General features: G+C 54.5%; 16 protein-coding genes and 1 pseudogene. 6 read left to right on the forward strand and 11 right to left on the reverse strand.

Going from position 1 to position 15626, the window contains the following annotated elements:
* Positions 1-42 precede the first annotated feature (42 nt).
* Positions 43-978, forward strand: a complete 936-nt coding sequence (ttcA, locus tag KI228_RS11490) for a tRNA 2-thiocytidine(32) synthetase TtcA (protein WP_043000592.1) — start codon at positions 43-45, stop codon at positions 976-978.
* Between the two features lie 43 nt (positions 979-1021).
* Here ttcA and dbpA read toward each other — a convergent pair whose 3' ends face one another.
* The 4 genes from dbpA to KI228_RS11505 all read right to left on the reverse strand — a co-directional run bounded on the left by dbpA (position 1022) and on the right by KI228_RS11505 (position 5089).
* On the reverse strand, positions 1022-2395 hold the full coding sequence (gene dbpA / locus KI228_RS11495) for an ATP-dependent RNA helicase DbpA (protein ID WP_061070072.1): 1374 nt from the start codon (positions 2393-2395) through the stop codon (positions 1022-1024).
* A 23-nt stretch (positions 2396-2418) separates the two neighbouring features.
* Positions 2419-2607: a proline-rich small protein YnaL gene (gene ynaL / locus KI228_RS24485; RefSeq protein WP_071888396.1), complete on the reverse strand. Its 189-nt coding sequence runs from the start codon at positions 2605-2607 to the stop codon at positions 2419-2421.
* Positions 2608-2882: 275 nt separating this feature from the next.
* The gene (zntB, locus tag KI228_RS11500; RefSeq protein ID WP_043000590.1) at positions 2883-3866 is read right to left on the reverse strand and encodes a zinc transporter ZntB; all 984 of its coding nucleotides are present in this window, start codon (positions 3864-3866) and stop codon (positions 2883-2885) included.
* 89 nt (positions 3867-3955) lie between these two features.
* Positions 3956-5089: a methyl-accepting chemotaxis protein gene (locus KI228_RS11505; RefSeq protein ID WP_061070071.1), complete on the reverse strand. Its 1134-nt coding sequence runs from the start codon at positions 5087-5089 to the stop codon at positions 3956-3958.
* Positions 5090-5555: 466 nt separating this feature from the next.
* On the opposite strand from KI228_RS11505, the pseudogene KI228_RS11510 reads away from it, so the two are divergent.
* A pseudogene (locus tag KI228_RS11510) lies at positions 5556-5724 on the forward strand (hypothetical protein); the annotation flags it as partial.
* A gap of 30 nt (positions 5725-5754) precedes the next feature.
* Positions 5755-6987, forward strand: coding sequence for a sensor domain-containing diguanylate cyclase (locus tag KI228_RS11515; protein WP_043000588.1), 1233 nt, complete (start codon positions 5755-5757; stop codon positions 6985-6987).
* A 44-nt stretch (positions 6988-7031) separates the two neighbouring features.
* Here the strand turns inward: KI228_RS11515 and pcaC are convergent, their stop codons facing one another.
* The 6 genes from pcaC to KI228_RS11545 are packed head-to-tail and all read right to left on the reverse strand — an operon-like array spanning position 7032 to position 12095.
* Positions 7032-7421, reverse strand: coding sequence for a 4-carboxymuconolactone decarboxylase (gene pcaC, locus KI228_RS11520; RefSeq protein WP_043000587.1), 390 nt, complete (start codon positions 7419-7421; stop codon positions 7032-7034).
* On the reverse strand, positions 7411-8175 hold the full coding sequence (gene pcaD / locus KI228_RS11525; protein WP_061070070.1) for a 3-oxoadipate enol-lactonase: 765 nt from the start codon (positions 8173-8175) through the stop codon (positions 7411-7413). Before pcaD ends, pcaC begins: the two co-directional genes overlap by 11 nt.
* The gene (locus KI228_RS11530; protein WP_061070069.1) at positions 8153-9517 is read right to left on the reverse strand and encodes a 3-carboxy-cis,cis-muconate cycloisomerase; all 1365 of its coding nucleotides are present in this window, start codon (positions 9515-9517) and stop codon (positions 8153-8155) included. The genes pcaD and KI228_RS11530 overlap by 23 nt, the downstream gene beginning before the upstream one ends.
* 9 nt (positions 9518-9526) lie before the next feature.
* Entirely contained in the window at positions 9527-10729 is a 1203-nt protein-coding gene (gene pcaF / locus KI228_RS11535; RefSeq protein ID WP_044257775.1) for a 3-oxoadipyl-CoA thiolase, read from the reverse strand.
* 9 nt (positions 10730-10738) lie between these two features.
* A complete protein-coding gene (locus KI228_RS11540) occupies positions 10739-11395 on the reverse strand; it encodes a 3-oxoacid CoA-transferase subunit B (RefSeq protein WP_054176227.1) in 657 nt (218 codons plus the stop codon).
* A gap of 10 nt (positions 11396-11405) precedes the next feature.
* Entirely contained in the window at positions 11406-12095 is a 690-nt protein-coding gene (locus KI228_RS11545) for a 3-oxoacid CoA-transferase subunit A (RefSeq protein ID WP_044257772.1), read from the reverse strand.
* A 170-nt stretch (positions 12096-12265) separates the two neighbouring features.
* Here KI228_RS11545 and KI228_RS11550 point away from each other — a divergent pair, with 170 nt between their 5' ends.
* Positions 12266-13072, forward strand: coding sequence for an IclR family transcriptional regulator domain-containing protein (locus KI228_RS11550; RefSeq protein WP_054176228.1), 807 nt, complete (start codon positions 12266-12268; stop codon positions 13070-13072).
* Here the strand turns inward: KI228_RS11550 and smrA are convergent.
* A complete protein-coding gene (gene smrA, locus KI228_RS11555; RefSeq protein WP_043000580.1) occupies positions 13069-13632 on the reverse strand; it encodes a DNA endonuclease SmrA in 564 nt (187 codons plus the stop codon). The two genes, KI228_RS11550 and smrA, sit on opposite strands and share 4 nt — an antisense overlap.
* Before the next feature lie 424 nt (positions 13633-14056).
* Between smrA and ogt the strand changes: the two genes are divergently transcribed.
* Positions 14057-14572: a methylated-DNA--[protein]-cysteine S-methyltransferase gene (ogt, locus tag KI228_RS11560; RefSeq protein ID WP_043000579.1), complete on the forward strand. Its 516-nt coding sequence runs from the start codon at positions 14057-14059 to the stop codon at positions 14570-14572.
* Positions 14573-14766: 194 nt separating this feature from the next.
* Positions 14767-15519 (forward strand): fumarate/nitrate reduction transcriptional regulator Fnr, encoded by a 753-nt coding sequence (gene fnr, locus KI228_RS11565; RefSeq protein WP_003020397.1) that lies wholly within the window; start codon positions 14767-14769, stop codon positions 15517-15519.
* Positions 15520-15626: the final 107 nt, after the last annotated feature.

Genomic DNA, 15626 nt, shown 5'->3' on the forward strand with positions numbered 1-15626 from the left:
GTGTCGTGACATGCCCCTTTCCGGTGTTCGAGACAGTAAATAATGTTAGAAAATCAACAAGCGACGAAGAAAGAACAGTACAACCTGAATAAATTGCAGAAACGTCTGCGCCGTAACGTCGGCGAAGCGATTGCCGATTTCAATATGATTGAAGATGGCGACCGGATCATGGTCTGCCTGTCCGGTGGTAAAGACAGCTACACCATGCTGGAAATTTTGCGCAATCTACAGCAAAGCGCCCCGATTAGCTTTTCGCTGGTTGCCGTTAACCTGGATCAGAAACAACCCGGTTTCCCTGAACACATTCTGCCTGAGTATCTTGAGCAACTGGGCGTTGAGTACAAAATAGTTGAAGAGAACACGTATGGGATCGTGAAAGATAAGATCCCGGAAGGCAAAACCACCTGCTCTCTTTGTTCACGCCTGCGTCGCGGTATTCTGTATCGCACGGCGACGGAACTGGGTGCGACTAAAATTGCGCTGGGTCACCATCGCGACGACATTCTGCAAACCCTGTTCCTGAATATGTTCTACGGCGGGAAAATGAAAGGGATGCCGCCGAAACTGATGAGCGATGATGGTAAACATATCGTGATCCGCCCACTGGCTTACTGCCGTGAGAAGGATATCGAACGCTTTGCTGAAGCCAAAGGCTTCCCGATCATCCCTTGCAACCTGTGCGGTTCGCAACCAAACCTGCAACGTCAGGTGATTGCCGATATGCTGCGTGACTGGGATAAGCGTTATCCAGGCCGTATTGAAACCATGTTCAGCGCCATGCAGAACGTGGTGCCTTCACACCTGAGCGACATTAACCTGTTCGACTTCAAAGGGATTAAGCACGGTTCTGACGTTATTGATGGCGGCGATCTGGCATTTGATCGTGAAGAGATCCCGCTCCAGCCTGCAGGCTGGCAACCGGAAGAAGACGATAATCAGCTTGATGAACTTCGCCTGAACGTTGTCGAAGTGAAGTAATAGCCATGGGCCGGATCGTTTTCATCTCCGGCCCAACTCGGGTTTATTTCAGTAAACGCACCCGACAGGTTTTACCTTTAATCTTCCCATTCTGCAGTTGTTTCCATGCCTTATGCGCGACCGACTGACGGACCGCCACATAGACATGCGCCGGATGCACGGTAATTTTGCCAATGTCCGCGCCATCCAGACCCATATCTCCAGTTAACGCCCCCAGCACATCGCCTGGTCGCATTTTGGCTTTCTTGCCACCGTCGATACACAATGTCGCCATTTCGGCGACCAGCGGCGCGATGCTGCGTTGCGTTGGCGCAGGGACCCAGTTAAGGCGGATCTGCAGCATTTCAGAGAGAATATTCGCCCGCTGCGCCTCTTCCGGAGCACAAAAACTGATAGCCAGACCGCTGTTCCCGGCGCGCGCGGTACGGCCAATCCGGTGGACGTGCACCTCCGGATCCCACGCCAGTTCGAAATTCACCACCAGCTCCAGCGATTTGATATCAAGCCCGCGGGCCGCAACATCCGTCGCCACCAGCACCCGCGCGCTGCCGTTGGCAAAACGCACCAGCGTCTGATCGCGGTCTCGCTGTTCCAGATCGCCATGAAGCGCCAGCGCGCTTTGCCCGGCCTCATTGAGCGCATCGCACACCGCCTGACAATCCTTTTTAGTATTACAGAACACCACGCAGGAAGCCGGCTGATGCTGACTGAGCAACGTTTGCAACAGCGGTATCTTACCGTGCGCAGAGGTTTCAAAGAATTGCTGTTCGACGGCGGGGAGCGCATCCACCGTGTCAATTTCGATAGCGAGCGGATTTCGCTGCACGCGACCGCTGATTGCGGCAATCGCTTCCGGCCAGGTGGCCGAAAACAATAGCGTCTGACGCGACGCGGGCGCGAAACGGATCACCTCGTCGATTGCCTCACTGAATCCCATATCCAGCATCCGGTCTGCTTCATCCATCACCAGCGTGGTCAACGCGTCCAGCGAAACGGTGCCCTTTTGCAAATGGTCGAGCAAACGACCAGGCGTGGCGACGATAATATGCGGCGCGTGCTGAAGAGAATCGCGCTGTGCTCCGAAGGGTTGACCACCGCAAAGCGTCAGGATTTTGGTATTCGGTAAGAAACGCGCCAGACGACGTAGTTCAGCGGCCACCTGATCCGCCAGTTCGCGCGTCGGGCACAGAACCAGCGACTGCGTCTGAAACAGAGTGGCATCAATATGCTGTAACAAACCGAGACCAAATGCTGCCGTTTTACCGCTGCCAGTTTTTGCCTGCACCCGCACATCCTGCCCGGCAAGGATCGCTGGCAGCGCCGCCGCCTGGACGGGGGTCATGGACAGATACCCCAACTCGTTCAGATTCTCGAGCTGGGCGGCGGGTAATACATTCAGGGTAGCAAAAGCAGTCACAATTTAATCTCACGGTAAACGACTCACAGTCGGCAGGCGCGTATCCTCGCAGATCTGCGGCTGTGATGCGACAACTTAATCGGTACTTCGTCGGGCGGCGGGTCGGGCATCGGCTGTGGACGTGGGATCGGATCGGGCACAGGAACGGGATCGGTGGGAACGGGATCCGAGAAATGAATGTCTTGTTGGCGGTGAGTTAACAGATGGAACATTTTTGCCTCCGGGATTTCATTGGCTCCCTTTCAGGGTAGTCGCTGAAAACGTACAGGCAAAAAAAAGCCGACTTATTTAAGTCGGCGTCGTACGAATCAATTGTGCTATGCAGTAATTCAAAAAAGGAAGTAAGACAATATGGAGCGCAACGCCCATCGCTTGACGTTGCATTCACCTGCAAGAGTGATATTGCCCCGAACAGGCGTGCTATTTATTGACTTCGCTCAATCTTAAAGCCGTTTTTAGGCAGAGAAATCTCTTAAAACACCCGTTTTTACAACCATTTACTACGATGCAACCATAAAGTAACACCACCAATCAGAACCACTAACAGAATACAAAAGAGTGAAAAGCCAAATTGCCACCCTCCACCGGGTATGCCGCCGAGATTGACGCCGAACAGTCCGGTCAGAAACGTGCTGGGAAGGAAAACCATCGCCATCAATGACATGGTATAGGTACGTCTTGCCAGCGACTCCTGCATTACCTGGGCAATTTCATCCGCCATAACGCCCGTGCGGGCGATACAGGCATCAATTTCATCCAGCCCCCTGCCCAGTCGGTCGGCAATATCTTGCATCCGGCGTCGCTGATCGTCCGTCATCCACGCCAGACGCTCGCTGGCCAGTCGCGAATAGACATCGCGTTGCGGCGCCATATAGCGGCGCATCACAATCAGTTGTTTTCGTAATAACGCGAGGAAGCCGCGCGGCGGGATTTGCTGATCGAGCAGATTGTCTTCAAGATCGATGATTTTATCGTGTAACTGTTCGATAAATTCACTGGCGTGATCGGTCAGCGCATCGCATACGTCCACCAGCCAACCGCCGCAGTCAACTGGCCCGGTGCCTTCCTGGAGATCGCTGACGACATCGTCGAGCGCCAGCACCTTCCGCTGACGCGTGGAGACAATCAGCCGTTCATCCATATACAGACGCATCGCCACCAGTTGGTCCGGGCGCTCATCCGTGCTGCCATTGATGCAGCGCAGCGTAATAAGCGTCCCTTCACCCAGACGACTGACGCGTGGACGAAGGCTTTCCCCCGCCAGCGCATCCCTGACATTATTCGGCAGTAGCGGCGTCGTCGCCAGCCATTGCGCGCTGTCCGGATGCGTGTAGTTCAGATGCAGCCAGCACGGATGCTCACGGCTGATCACATCATCATCTTCCAGCGGTTTCACACCGCCCTTGCCATCCAGCAACCAGGCAAATACTGCATCCGGCACACTAACTTGAGACCCTTTAATGGCTTCCATTTTGCCTCCCATACTTCGCGCTTTTCTGGTTAGTCTAGCTGTCGACGCATGTTAAGCAACCACTCATTCTCCCAATGTGTTATCAGGACTTATGAAAACCCGCGAGTGTAGCGCTTGTGCGCTGAGGGAGAAATCACTTCTGTTGCATCACTTAAACGGAACTGATGGGTTTTCGACTGGAGATCGACAACCTGTGATTTCAGTACATCCGACGATCCGGATAATTCATCCACCATCAACGCGTTACTTTGAGTAACTTTTTCCAGTTCATTCATTGCCTGGGCTATCTGATTTATTCCTTTTTCCTGTTCCGCCGTGGTGGTTGATATTTCATGCATCAACTGACTTAACTGCCCAGCGCCCTGGACGATTTCCTGCATATTCTTTTCTGTCTCGCCCACAACCGTTGCGCCTTGCTGCACATTTTGATGGGTGACGTCGATAAGCCCCCGAATATTTTTTGCGGCTTCGGCACTTCTGTGCGCCAGATTTCGCACCTCCGTCGCCACCACGGAAAATCCTTTTCCCTGCTCACCGGCGCGCGCCGCTTCGACTGCGGCATTCAGGGCCAGAATATTGGTCTGAAACGCAATATCATCAATCAGGGTAATTATTTCTGTCATTTGCTGGGTACAAGTCGTAATCGAATGCATGTTGCTGGCAACCTGAATCATTAATTCGCTGCCTTTGTATGCACATTGCATCGCGCTATTGGCCTGCTGGTTAGCGAGTCGCGTGTGGTCAGCGTTGTTACGCGTACTGGCGGCCATCTGTTCCATGCTGGCCGCCGTCTGGATTAAAGAGGCAGACTGCTGCTCCGTTTTTACGGATAATTCAGCGCTACGGGCGGCCAGTTGCTCTGACAACAACAGCGCCGTCTTCGAGGAAAGTCGGATCTCACGTACCAGCGTCGCGATACTGCCGGATAAGCTGTTGATACCCGGAATCAGTCTCCCGGCACAGTTATTACCAAATTCGGGAATATAAACGGCGAGATTTCCCGCTGTCACCTGTTCAATACTTTTCTTTACGGTATTAATGGGCGTGACAAGATATATTGTCATGTAGCACCATAAGGCGAATAACGCCAACAAAAAAATCACGTTCATTGAAATAATAACCGGCAGCCTGACCGAGTACATTATTTGCACAGTGTTAATCAGGCCAAAGGTAAATAGCAGAAATACGATAATAAATGTTCTGACGCTAATGTGTTTTAACATTTTAAACCTGTTAGAGGTTAATATGGCAGGTCATATTTATATAGCATCAGAAAAGCATATATTCTTCTCGTTCCGCTCTCTGTCCAAACTTCACGCAGAGATCCATAAAATTTACCTTAAAGAAGGATATTGCCGATTAAGTTTACCTTATTCTTATTGTTCATCATGAGGTGAGGCCGCTTTCCCTTACCCTCCCAAGCGATTCTACTGCTTAACAATTAAGTGATACGACACTCATCATTGATGAACGTTTAATCTGGCTTAAATGATTAGATTTCATAACGTGTTAATAAGCGCACTCGTGCTCTTGCCGCTTTTCGCCTCTGGACGTTAATGAGGTGGGCAAAAATTCCAGTAGCTGACCTTTCATTTCTCATGCGAATGGATGAATCCCTGCTAAATTTAACTGCACGACAGACATTCGATGGAAAGCCAGATGTTGCACGTATCATGGGCGCCCGTTTGAATCAGCATCTCGTTTCTTGTTGCGTTCATCGCTGCATTTGTCTCCCTCGACAGCGTGCGCGTGTAAAGTGGCTATTTCTGTGCGGCGAGAATCGGCATTCTGGCGCTTATCGGGCGGTATTACGCTTGGTATGGGGATCTGGTCAATGCATTTCATCGGCATGGTCGCACAATAATTAATAAAAAGAACAGGATTACTGATGATTGCGCACAACCTGAATGCACTGGATTTATTAACACAGCCGGTCTGGATCGTCTCCCCCTGTACCGAAGAATTAGTTTTTGCCAATCGTATCGCCAGAGAGGTGATGCAAGGGTACACCTTCAGCCAGCTGCGTAAAGGGGTGTATTCCACCCATGCGCAGAATACGTTGCCGAACTATATTACCGATCTTCGCCGCCAGCGGGATATTGTCGAGATTCTGACGGTGCCTCGTGAAAATCATCAGGCCGCACTCACCTGTCGGTTATCGATTAACGATCTGCCAGGAACCGGTGAAGTCATTCTGTTCGAAGGCATTGATATCCCGGCGGTACAGGGGTTGAAAGCCAGCCGGTCTGCCACCTATCAGCGTAAAAAGCAGGGATTTTATGCCCGATTTTTTCTCACGAACTCCGCCCCTATGCTGCTGATCGATCCGTCAAGAGATGGTCTGATTGTCGACGCCAACCTGGCGGCGCTCAATTTCTACGGCTACAGCCTGGAGGCGATGTGCCAAAAACACACATGGGAAATCAATATGTTGGGTCGCCAGGTTCTGCCTGTTATGCATGAAATTGCGCGACTGCCGGGTGGGCATAAACCGCTGAATTTTGTCCATAAAATTGCCGATGGCACCACCCGCCATGTGCAAACCTATGCCGGGCCGATTGAAATCTACGGCGACAGACTGATGTTGTGCATCATTCACGATATTACCGAGCAGAAACGTCTTGAACAGGAACTGGAGCGCGCCGCCCTGCATGACGCACTCACCGGACTGCTCAATCGCCGCCAGTTCTATCAACTGACCGAACAGGGGCAGATGCAGCATCTCACCCTGGCACAGGACTACAGCCTGCTGCTCATTGATACCGATCGGTTTAAAAGCATTAATGACCTGTATGGTCACCTGAAAGGCGATGAGGTTCTCTGCGAGCTGGCGCGAAACCTGGAGTCCTGCGCACGCAAAGGGGATTTAGTGTTTCGCTGGGGCGGCGAGGAGTTTGTCCTGTTGTTACCGCGCACGCCGCTGGAGACCGCGTTGCAGTTAGCCGAATCCATCCGCGCGTCGGTCGCGAAAATCGGGCTTCCCGGCCTACCGCGCTTTACCGTGAGCATTGGCGTGGCCCACCGCGAACCGAACGAAAGTATCGATGAACTGTTTAAGCGGATGGATGCTGCGCTTTACCGGGCCAAAAATGATGGCAGAAACCGGGTACTGGCCGCCTGAGAAACAGCGTCCCCGACGACACGCACCGCCGCCGGGGGCCTGATTTACTTCCCGTCGGCGTCGCGCTGGTCAAAAACTTGCTGTGCCAGATGCAATGTCGCATTGGCGGCGGGCAGACCGCAATAAAGTGCCGAATGCATGATCAGCTCTTTCAACTCCTCACGCGTCACGCCGTTGTTGAACGCGGCATTGAGATGCATTTTTAGCTCCGCTTCGCGGTTTAACGCAATCAGCATCGCAATGGTTATCATACTGCGCGTATGCCGATCCAGTCCGGGGCGGCTCCAGATATCGCCCCAGGCATAACGGGTAATAAAGTGTTGAAATTCTTCATTCAGCGGCGTCAGGTTTTCCACCGTCCTGTCAACATGCGCATCGCCCAGAACCGCCCTGCGTACGGCCATTCCCTGCTGATAACGTTCTTCATCCTGCATATTGTCCTCCCAGAAACGATAACAACGCCGCGTTCACCGCACCCGGCGCTTCAATAGTGGATAAATGGGACGCCTTCACCACAGCCAGTACAGAACCGGCAATACGCTGGTGCATAAACTGAGCGTCGTCCACCGTGGTGACGGGGTCATTTTCACCGGCAATCAGCAGCACTGGCCGTGTGATCCCGGCAATTTGCTCACGCAAATCGGCCGTTGCCAGCGCTTCACAGCAGGCGGCGTACCCTTCGGCTGACGACGCGGCGAGTTGCTCACACAATGCGGCGACCGTTTGCGGTGCCGACTGACGAAAAGCAGGGCTGAACCAGCGTTCCGGGGCGCTGGCGGCAATCTCGCGCAGTCCATTCTGACGAACGCTTTGCGCGCGGGCGCGCCAACTCGCCTCGTCGCCTATACGTGCAGCGCTGTTAATCACTGTTACGCTCAGCAATCGTTGCGGCTGATGACAGGCCAGCCACAGCCCGGTGAGTCCTCCCATTGAGATCCCGCAAAAATGCGCTGCCGGGATATCCAGGTGATCGAGTAACGCAATCACATCCTGCCCCAGCCGGGCGAGATCGGTTGGCCCCGCATTCTTCGTCGCGCCATGTCCGTGGGTGTCATAACGCAGCACTCGATATTGCGCGCTCAGCGCCGCAAGCTGTGGCGCCCACATCGCAAGCGTCGTACCGAGAGAATTGGATAGCACTACCACCGGCGCGTCGTCCGGGCCATCAATCTGGTAATTCAGTTCCATGCTGTTGTTCCTCATAACGTGCAAGCACGCGTTGCACAAACTGCGCCGCGCAGCCCGTTGCCGTGCCTGGGTCCAGTAACGCCACCAGTTGAGATTCATTAAGATGGGCCATCACCTGCGGCTCCTCAACGAGTACCGAATGCAGGGAATGACCGCTTGTCACCGCGCGATGGCACAGCCTTTCAATCAGATGATGGGCATCCTGCTTGCCGATAAACGCCGCCAATGCCAGCGTGACCGATTCCGCCATCATCAGGCCCTGAGTGATATCCAGATTGTCACGCATCTTTTGCGGGAAGACCTTCATATTCAGGACGAGCGATTGGGTTTCCTCAATTGCGTGCCCGACCAGCATGACGATCTCCGGCAGAACTTCCCATTCTGCCTGCCAGCCGCCGAGCGCACGTTCATGCTGCTGTAACTGACTGTTGTAGAGTGTGGCCATCAGTCCCGGCGTTTTCTGCATGGCAGTGAGGATCGCCGCGCAGCTCACCGGATTTCGCTTGTGCGGCATCGCCGACGATCCGCCCCGACCCGCGACGGCGGGTTCGCTCACTTCCGCCACTTCGGTCTGCATCAGCAGCGCGAAGTCCTGAGCAAACTTACCGAGAGTACCGCCGACACCGGCGTACCATGCCCCCACTTCCAGCAGCCGATCGCGCTGGGTATGCCAGGGCGTATCTGGCAACGTCAACGCCAGTTCCTGCGCGAGTCGCTCTGCCACCGGTAGCGCGTTCTGCCCAAGTGACGCCAGCGTTCCCGCCGCACCGCCAAACTGCAGCACCAGTACACGCGGCAACAGCGATTGCAGGCGTTCCTGCCAGCGCAGCAGCGCATCAAGCGTACCGGCCAGTTTTAGCCCCCAGGTCACCGGCAGCGCCTGCTGCATCCAGGTGCGACCCGGCATGACGGTATGCTGATAGCGATGCGCCTGCTGAGCAAAGACCGCCGTCAATTGACTCAGCGCACATTGCGTGTGATTGAGCGCCACTCGCAATTGCAGGACCAGTCCGGTATCGATCACATCCTGGCTGGTTGCCCCCCAGTGTACGTAACGTGCGGCGTCAGGATCCTCACGCTTCACCCGCGCGGTTAAGTGTTGCACCAACGGAATGGCCAGATTGCCCGCCGCCCGCGCCGATTCTGCCAGTGCTTGTCGATCAAACTCCTGCGCATGACAAGCCTGGGTGATAGGCCCGACAGCCGTTGCCGGTATCACGCCGCAGGCCGCCTGCGCACGGGCAAGCGCGGCCTCAAAATCGAGCATCCCCTGAAGAAGCTGGATGTCTGAAAATTCTGCCGTGAGCGCCGTTCCGCGCATCAACGGGGTTAGCAAGGTCATTCCTGCTCCTTACACACGTTCAATAATCAATGCGATCCCCTGGCCGACGCCAATGCACATGGTACAGAGTGCATAGCGTCCGCCGGTACGCTGCAACTGGTAAGCGGCGGTCATCGCCAGACGCCCACCTGATGCCCCCAACGGGTGACCGAGGGCAATCGCACCGCCGTTAGGATTCACCTGCGCGGCATCATCGGGTAACCCCAAATCACGCATCACCGCCAGTGCCTGCGCGGCAAACGCCTCGTTAAGCTCGATAACATCCATCTGGCCAAGCGTTAAGCCCGTCTGCGCCAGTACTTTACGGACCGCTGGCGCCGGGCCAAACCCCATAATTCGCGGGGCGACGCCGGCAGTTGCCACGCCGACAATCCGCGCCAGTGGGTGCAGACTTTGCTGCGCCATCGCCTGCTCGCTGGCGATGAGGAGCGCACAGGCACCGTCGTTAACGCCAGACGCATTGCCCGCCGACACGGTACCGTCAGGACGGACGACCCCTTTCAGCCTGGCGAGCGCCTCCAGCGATGTCGCACGCGGATGTTCATCTTTGCCAAAAAGCAGCGGCTCGCCTCTTTTTTGTGACACTGTCACTGAAATTAACTCTTGTGCAAATAGCCCCTGCTCCTGAGCGGCAGCGGTTCTCAACTGGCTGCGCAGCGCAAACGCATCCTGATCGGCGCGCGTTATGCCAAACTCCTGCGCCACGTTTTCTGCCGTTTCCGGCATAGAATCCACGCCATAGCGGGCTTTCATTTGCGCGTTGATAAAGCGCCAGCCAATCGTAGTGTCTTCGATTTTCATGTTGCGGCTGAACGCATTTTCCGCTTTGCCCATCACAAACGGCGCACGTGACATGCTCTCCACGCCACCGGCGATCATCAGCTGTGTTTCGCCGCTTTTAATCGCTCTCGCGGCAATACCAATGGCATCGAGGCTGGAACCACACAGACGGTTTACCGTACTGCCCGGGACGCTTTCCGGCAACCCGGCCAGCAGCAGCGCCATCCGCGCCACGTTGCGGTTATCTTCTCCCGCCTGATTCGCACAGCCGTAAATCACGTCATCGATCGCCGCAGGATCAAGGCCTGGGTTGCGTTCAAGCAGTGCTTTCAGTGGAATAGCGGCCAGATCGTCGGCCCTGATGTTCGCCAGCGTTCCGCCGAATCGACCAAACGGTGTGCGCACTGCATCGCAGATAAATGCCTGATTCATCATAGTTCCTTATGCGCTTTGCGCCAGCGGTTCACAGCTCAGAGTCACCGGCGTCAGACGTTGCAGTTCCTCAAAAGACAGACCATTGAAAATTTCCCGGACAACCGGTCCCGAATCGGTAATGTCGATCACCGCCAGGTCGGTATAAATGCGGCTGACGCAGCCCATGCCGGTTAAGGGATAGGTACAGTGTTCAACCAGTTTGCACTCGCCGTCGCGGGTCAGATGGTCCATCATCACAAATACCTGACGCGCGCCGATCGCCAGATCCATCGCGCCGCCCACGGCGGGAATGGCGTCCGGCGCGCCGGTGCTCCAGTTGGCGAGATCCCCGGAGACTGAGACCTGATACGCCCCCAGCACGCAGATATCCAGGTGCCCGCCGCGCATCATGGCGAAGGAGTCACCATGGTGGAAATAGCAACCGCCCTGCAACAGCGTGACGTACTCTTTCCCGGCATTAATCAGCTCCGGATCTTCTTCCCCTTCCGCCGGTTTTGGCCCCATCCCGAGCAGGCCATTTTCACTGTGCAGGAAAATCTCTTTTTCCGCAGGCAGGTAGTTGGCGATACGGGTTGGTAAACCAATCCCCAGATTGACGTATGCCCCTTCCGGGATATCCTGCGCTACGCGTCTGGCCATTTCGTCACGGGATAATTTCTTCATCGTTTACTCCTTAGGCCCGCAGCGCGGCGTGGGTGAGGTTTTCCAGAGAAAATACGCGCTGGACAAAAATCCCCGGCGTGATGACGTGCTCGGGATCAAGCTCGCCGAGAGGGACAATCTGATTCACCTCCACCACCGTGGTTTGCGCGGCGGTCGCCATGATCGGACCAAAGTTTCGTGCCGCTTTGCGGTACACCAGATTCCCCCAGCGATCGGCCTGATGCGCCTTTATCAGGGCAAAATCGGCGTTAATCGGGTATTCGAGCACATAGTTTTTCCCTTCGATGTGGCGGGTTTCTTTGCCTTCAGCCAGCGGCGTACCGTAGCCTGTTGGCGTATAGATAGCCCCCAGGCCAGCACCGGCAGCCTGAATGCGCGCCGCCAGATTCCCCTGAGGTACCAGCTCCAGTTCAACCTCGCCACGGCGATACAGGTCATCGAAAATCTGTGAATCCACCTGACGCGGAAAAGAGCAGATCATTTTGCGTACGCGTCTGGCCTTCAACAGTGCCGCCAGACCGACTTCACCGTTACCCGCATTGTTATTGATGATGGTAAGGTCGCGAGCCCCCTGCGCGATGAGCGCATCAATCAATGTGGTGGGTTGTCCGGCCGTACCAAAACCACCAATCATGATGGTCGCACCGTCCGGGATCCCGGCGATGGCCTCCTCCAGCGAAGGCACACTTTTATCAATCATCAGCTCGCTCCTTGTGGTGCGGATTTCGCACATTTTTGCGTTGTTCGCACAAAATGTGACCCACTTAACGAAGTCAGGCAAGGGCGATAATCGAAATATGGTGCGATAATCGAACATCGTTTATGTTTGTACGAAGAATGTGATCCGTGGCGAACAACGAGAGGAAAACAGTGGAAAAACATCCTGATGACCGTCTGAACAATGAGACCGATCCGTTTAAGGGCGATCCAAACTATATGGCATCACTGGCACGCGGGCTGGAGGTGATTCAGGCGTTCACGCCGCAGCGACGGGTTATGTCGATATCGCAGATTAGCCAGAAAACCGGGATCCCGCGCGCGGCAGTCAGACGCTGTCTGTATACGCTGGGAAAACTGGGTTTCGTTTATGCCGAAGATGGGAAAAATTTCGAACTGCGTCCGCGGATCCTGGCACTGGGACATGCCTATCTGGCCTCCACTCCGCTGGCTCGCGCCACTCAACCGGTTCTGAAACATCTGAGCGAAATGCTCAATGAATCCTGTTCCATCGCCACCCTCGACGGTGACGATATTTTGTATATCGCCCGCGCCTCCAGCTCACGCATTATGACCATCGATCTGGACATCGGCAGTCGGCTGCCCGCGTGGTCCACCTCAATGGGACGCGTTTTGCTTAGCCATCTTTCTGAGGAAAAGCTGAACGACATGCTCGGGCGCATCACCATGATCCGCTACACCTCGCAGACTGTGGATTCCGTCCCCGCCCTGCGCGCCGAACTGAAGAGAGTCCGGCAGCAGGGCTATGCGCTCAACGATCAGGAACTGGAAATGGGGCTGCGGTCCATTGCTGTGCCGCTGATGAACAGCCAGGGTCAGGTCCAGGCGGCGCTGAATGTGGGTGTACATGCCGGACAGGTGACGGCGGACGAGCTGCGCAGCCGCGTACTGCCCGAGCTCCAAAAAGCCGCGCAGGAGTTGTCGCTTTTACTGCATTAACGGCTGCGCTTGGCGTGACGTTCCCAGTTTTCCTGCTTCGCCTGTGCGGATTTACGCAACGCCACATAGCACGCTCCGCTGCCGCCGTGATGTGGCAGCGCCGTGCAGTAGGCCTGAACCTCGTCGAATTCGGTCAACCAGCGTGCCAGATAGCTGCGCACGATGTTGGCATGTGAGTTATCGTCTCGCCCTTTACCGTGAATGATCAGCACATTGCGCAGTCCATCGCGTAACGACTGGAGCAGAAAGCTATACAGCTGTTGACGACAGGCTTCCACCGGCTGACGCAACAGATTGAGGCTCGCCTGCTGGCTGTATTTCCCCGTACGCAGCTTATCGAGTACGCCCTGTTGCAGCCCCTCACGGCGAAACTCTAAAGGTTGCGCCAGCGGGACGATCTCCAGAAAACCGGTGGTGAGAAAATTATCAAGCTGGAGTGTATCAATACGTTGCGGGGTCCGCACATTGCGCACGGGCTGCCAGTGTACGTCGGCGCAACGTTTCAGCGGCTGAACATCCTCCATGGCGTCAAGAAATAACGATTTGTCGTCAAGATTCATGCTGTGTCCTCCCGCTTTTTAAAGGCAGCTACTATCATAGCCGTCCCCCTGGAGGGCGACAACGGTTTACAGATGCTTCCAGTAAACATCCACGTGTCACATACCTTTGCTTTACTAATTAACGCTGGTTTTACTCAGAGTAAAACAGTGCAGCAGTGCCGTTTAATCTGGTTGATTTAACTTAGATTTTCGTGAAATCAATCACTCCAGTTTGCTGGCATAGTTAAACGGTTCTTGCTATAAGACATTACCCGCCACCAGGAAAAATAACGGGCATAGATGAAGGATAAACTGCTGTGTGTACTGTAGAGTCTGGCGGATGTCGACAGGCTCTATTTTTTTATCCCAAATCAGGGGTATAGCACTGCTGGCAGTGACCATGATACGTTGATGCCCCACCGACTGCATGCCAACGAGGCAACCGATGCTGACACTACTGGAAGAGAAAATGATGACCCCGCTGGGCCCACTTTGGGTCATTTGCGACGAGCAGTTCAGACTTCGCGCTATCGAGTGGGAACAGTACAGTGAGCGCATGGTGCAACTGCTGGATATTCATTACCGCGCACAAGGTTATACCCGTATTAGTGCGACCAATCCGGGCGGTCTGTGCGACAAACTTGCCGACTATTTTGCCGGTAACCTCAGCGCGATCGATACGCTGCCAACCGCCACCGGCGGCACTCCTTTTCAGCGGGAAGTCTGGCAAACCTTACGCACTATTCCTTGTGGTCAGGTGATGCACTACGGTCAGTTGGCTGAGCAACTGGGACGCCCTGGTGCGGCGCGAGCGGTTGGCGCGGCGAACGGTTCAAATCCGATCAGCATCGTGGTGCCCTGCCACCGCGTGATCGGACGTAACGGCACCATGACCGGTTACGCCGGTGGCGTGCAGCGGAAAGAGTGGTTGTTGCGCCATGAAGGTTACCTGTTGCTGTAGTATCCAGGCAATTCGTGCCTTCTTGCTCACACTTTTACGTAAAGACGCCACAGGGAAAGTAAGGTTTTTCAAAGGGATAGAAATATTTTATTCACACATGTCGGAATTATCCGCTATTGGGGTGACCTCAGACTTACGTGCTCACCAAAAAGATGTTAAAATTGACAAATATCAATTACGGCTTGAGCAGACCTATGATCCCGGAAAAGCGAATTATACGGCGCATTCAGTCTGGCGGTTGTGCTATCCATTGCCAGGATTGCAGTATCAGCCAGCTTTGCATCCCGTTCACACTTAACGAGCATGAGCTTGATCAGCTTGATAATATTATCGAGCGTAAAAAGCCGATCCAGAAAGGCCAGACGCTGTTTAAAGCGGGTGATGAGCTGAAATCGCTCTATGCCATTCGTTCCGGTACGATCAAGAGCTATACCATTACTGAACAAGGCGATGAGCAAATCACCGGCTTCCATCTCGCGGGCGACCTGGTCGGTTTCGACGCGATTGGTAGCGGCCATCATCCGAGTTTTGCGCAGGCACTGGAAACCTCAATGGTCTGTGAAATCCCGTTTGAGACACTTGATGATCTGTCCGGCAAAATGCCTAATCTGCGTCAGCAGATGATGCGTCTGATGAGTGGTGAGATCAAAGGTGACCAGGATATGATCCTGTTGCTGTCGAAGAAAAACGCGGAAGAGCGTCTGGCGGCATTTATCTATAACCTGTCTCGTCGCTTTGCGCAGCGTGGCTTCTCTCCACGTGAATTCCGTCTGACCATGACCCGTGGCGATATCGGTAACTACCTGGGCCTGACTGTTGAAACAATCAGCCGTTTGTTGGGTCGTTTCCAGAAAAGCGGAATGCTGGCGGTGAAAGGGAAATACATCACTATCGAAAACAGTGATGCGCTGGCGGTTCTCGCCGGACACACCCGCAACGTTGCTTAATCTTTCCGCAACCCTTCTGAAACCCTTCTGTCGAATCGTTAAATTTTCCTGATTTATTGATCTGACAGAAGGTTCTTCCCTGTTTCAATTCACATTCTTGGGTTACT

Origin of the sequence: Citrobacter amalonaticus (assembly GCF_018323885.1) — a bacterium.
Taxonomy (GTDB): domain Bacteria; phylum Pseudomonadota; class Gammaproteobacteria; order Enterobacterales; family Enterobacteriaceae; genus Citrobacter_A; species Citrobacter_A amalonaticus.

Bases quoted from the DNA above. Each gene is read 5' to 3' on its own strand.
- fnr (WP_003020397.1), top strand. From the start codon at position 14,767: ATGATCCCGGAAAAGCGAATTATACGGCGCATTCAGTCTGGCGGTTGT.
- pcaD (WP_061070070.1), bottom strand. From the start codon at position 8,175: ATGGAACTGAATTACCAGATTGATGGCCCGGACGACGCGCCGGTGGTA.
- KI228_RS11530 (WP_061070069.1), bottom strand. From the start codon at position 9,517: ATGACCTTGCTAACCCCGTTGATGCGCGGAACGGCGCTCACGGCAGAA.
- KI228_RS11545 (WP_044257772.1), bottom strand. From the start codon at position 12,095: ATGATTGATAAAAGTGTGCCTTCGCTGGAGGAGGCCATCGCCGGGATC.
- ynaL (WP_071888396.1), bottom strand. From the start codon at position 2,607: ATGTTCCATCTGTTAACTCACCGCCAACAAGACATTCATTTCTCGGAT.
- ogt (WP_043000579.1), top strand. From the start codon at position 14,057: ATGCTGACACTACTGGAAGAGAAAATGATGACCCCGCTGGGCCCACTT.
- smrA (WP_043000580.1), bottom strand. From the start codon at position 13,632: ATGAATCTTGACGACAAATCGTTATTTCTTGACGCCATGGAGGATGTT.
- KI228_RS11515 (WP_043000588.1), top strand. From the start codon at position 5,755: ATGATTGCGCACAACCTGAATGCACTGGATTTATTAACACAGCCGGTC.
- KI228_RS11505 (WP_061070071.1), bottom strand. From the start codon at position 5,089: ATGTTAAAACACATTAGCGTCAGAACATTTATTATCGTATTTCTGCTA.
- ttcA (WP_043000592.1), top strand. From the start codon at position 43: ATGTTAGAAAATCAACAAGCGACGAAGAAAGAACAGTACAACCTGAAT.
- pcaF (WP_044257775.1), bottom strand. From the start codon at position 10,729: ATGAATCAGGCATTTATCTGCGATGCAGTGCGCACACCGTTTGGTCGA.
- KI228_RS11540 (WP_054176227.1), bottom strand. From the start codon at position 11,395: ATGAAGAAATTATCCCGTGACGAAATGGCCAGACGCGTAGCGCAGGAT.
- pcaC (WP_043000587.1), bottom strand. From the start codon at position 7,421: ATGCAGGATGAAGAACGTTATCAGCAGGGAATGGCCGTACGCAGGGCG.
- zntB (WP_043000590.1), bottom strand. From the start codon at position 3,866: ATGGAAGCCATTAAAGGGTCTCAAGTTAGTGTGCCGGATGCAGTATTT.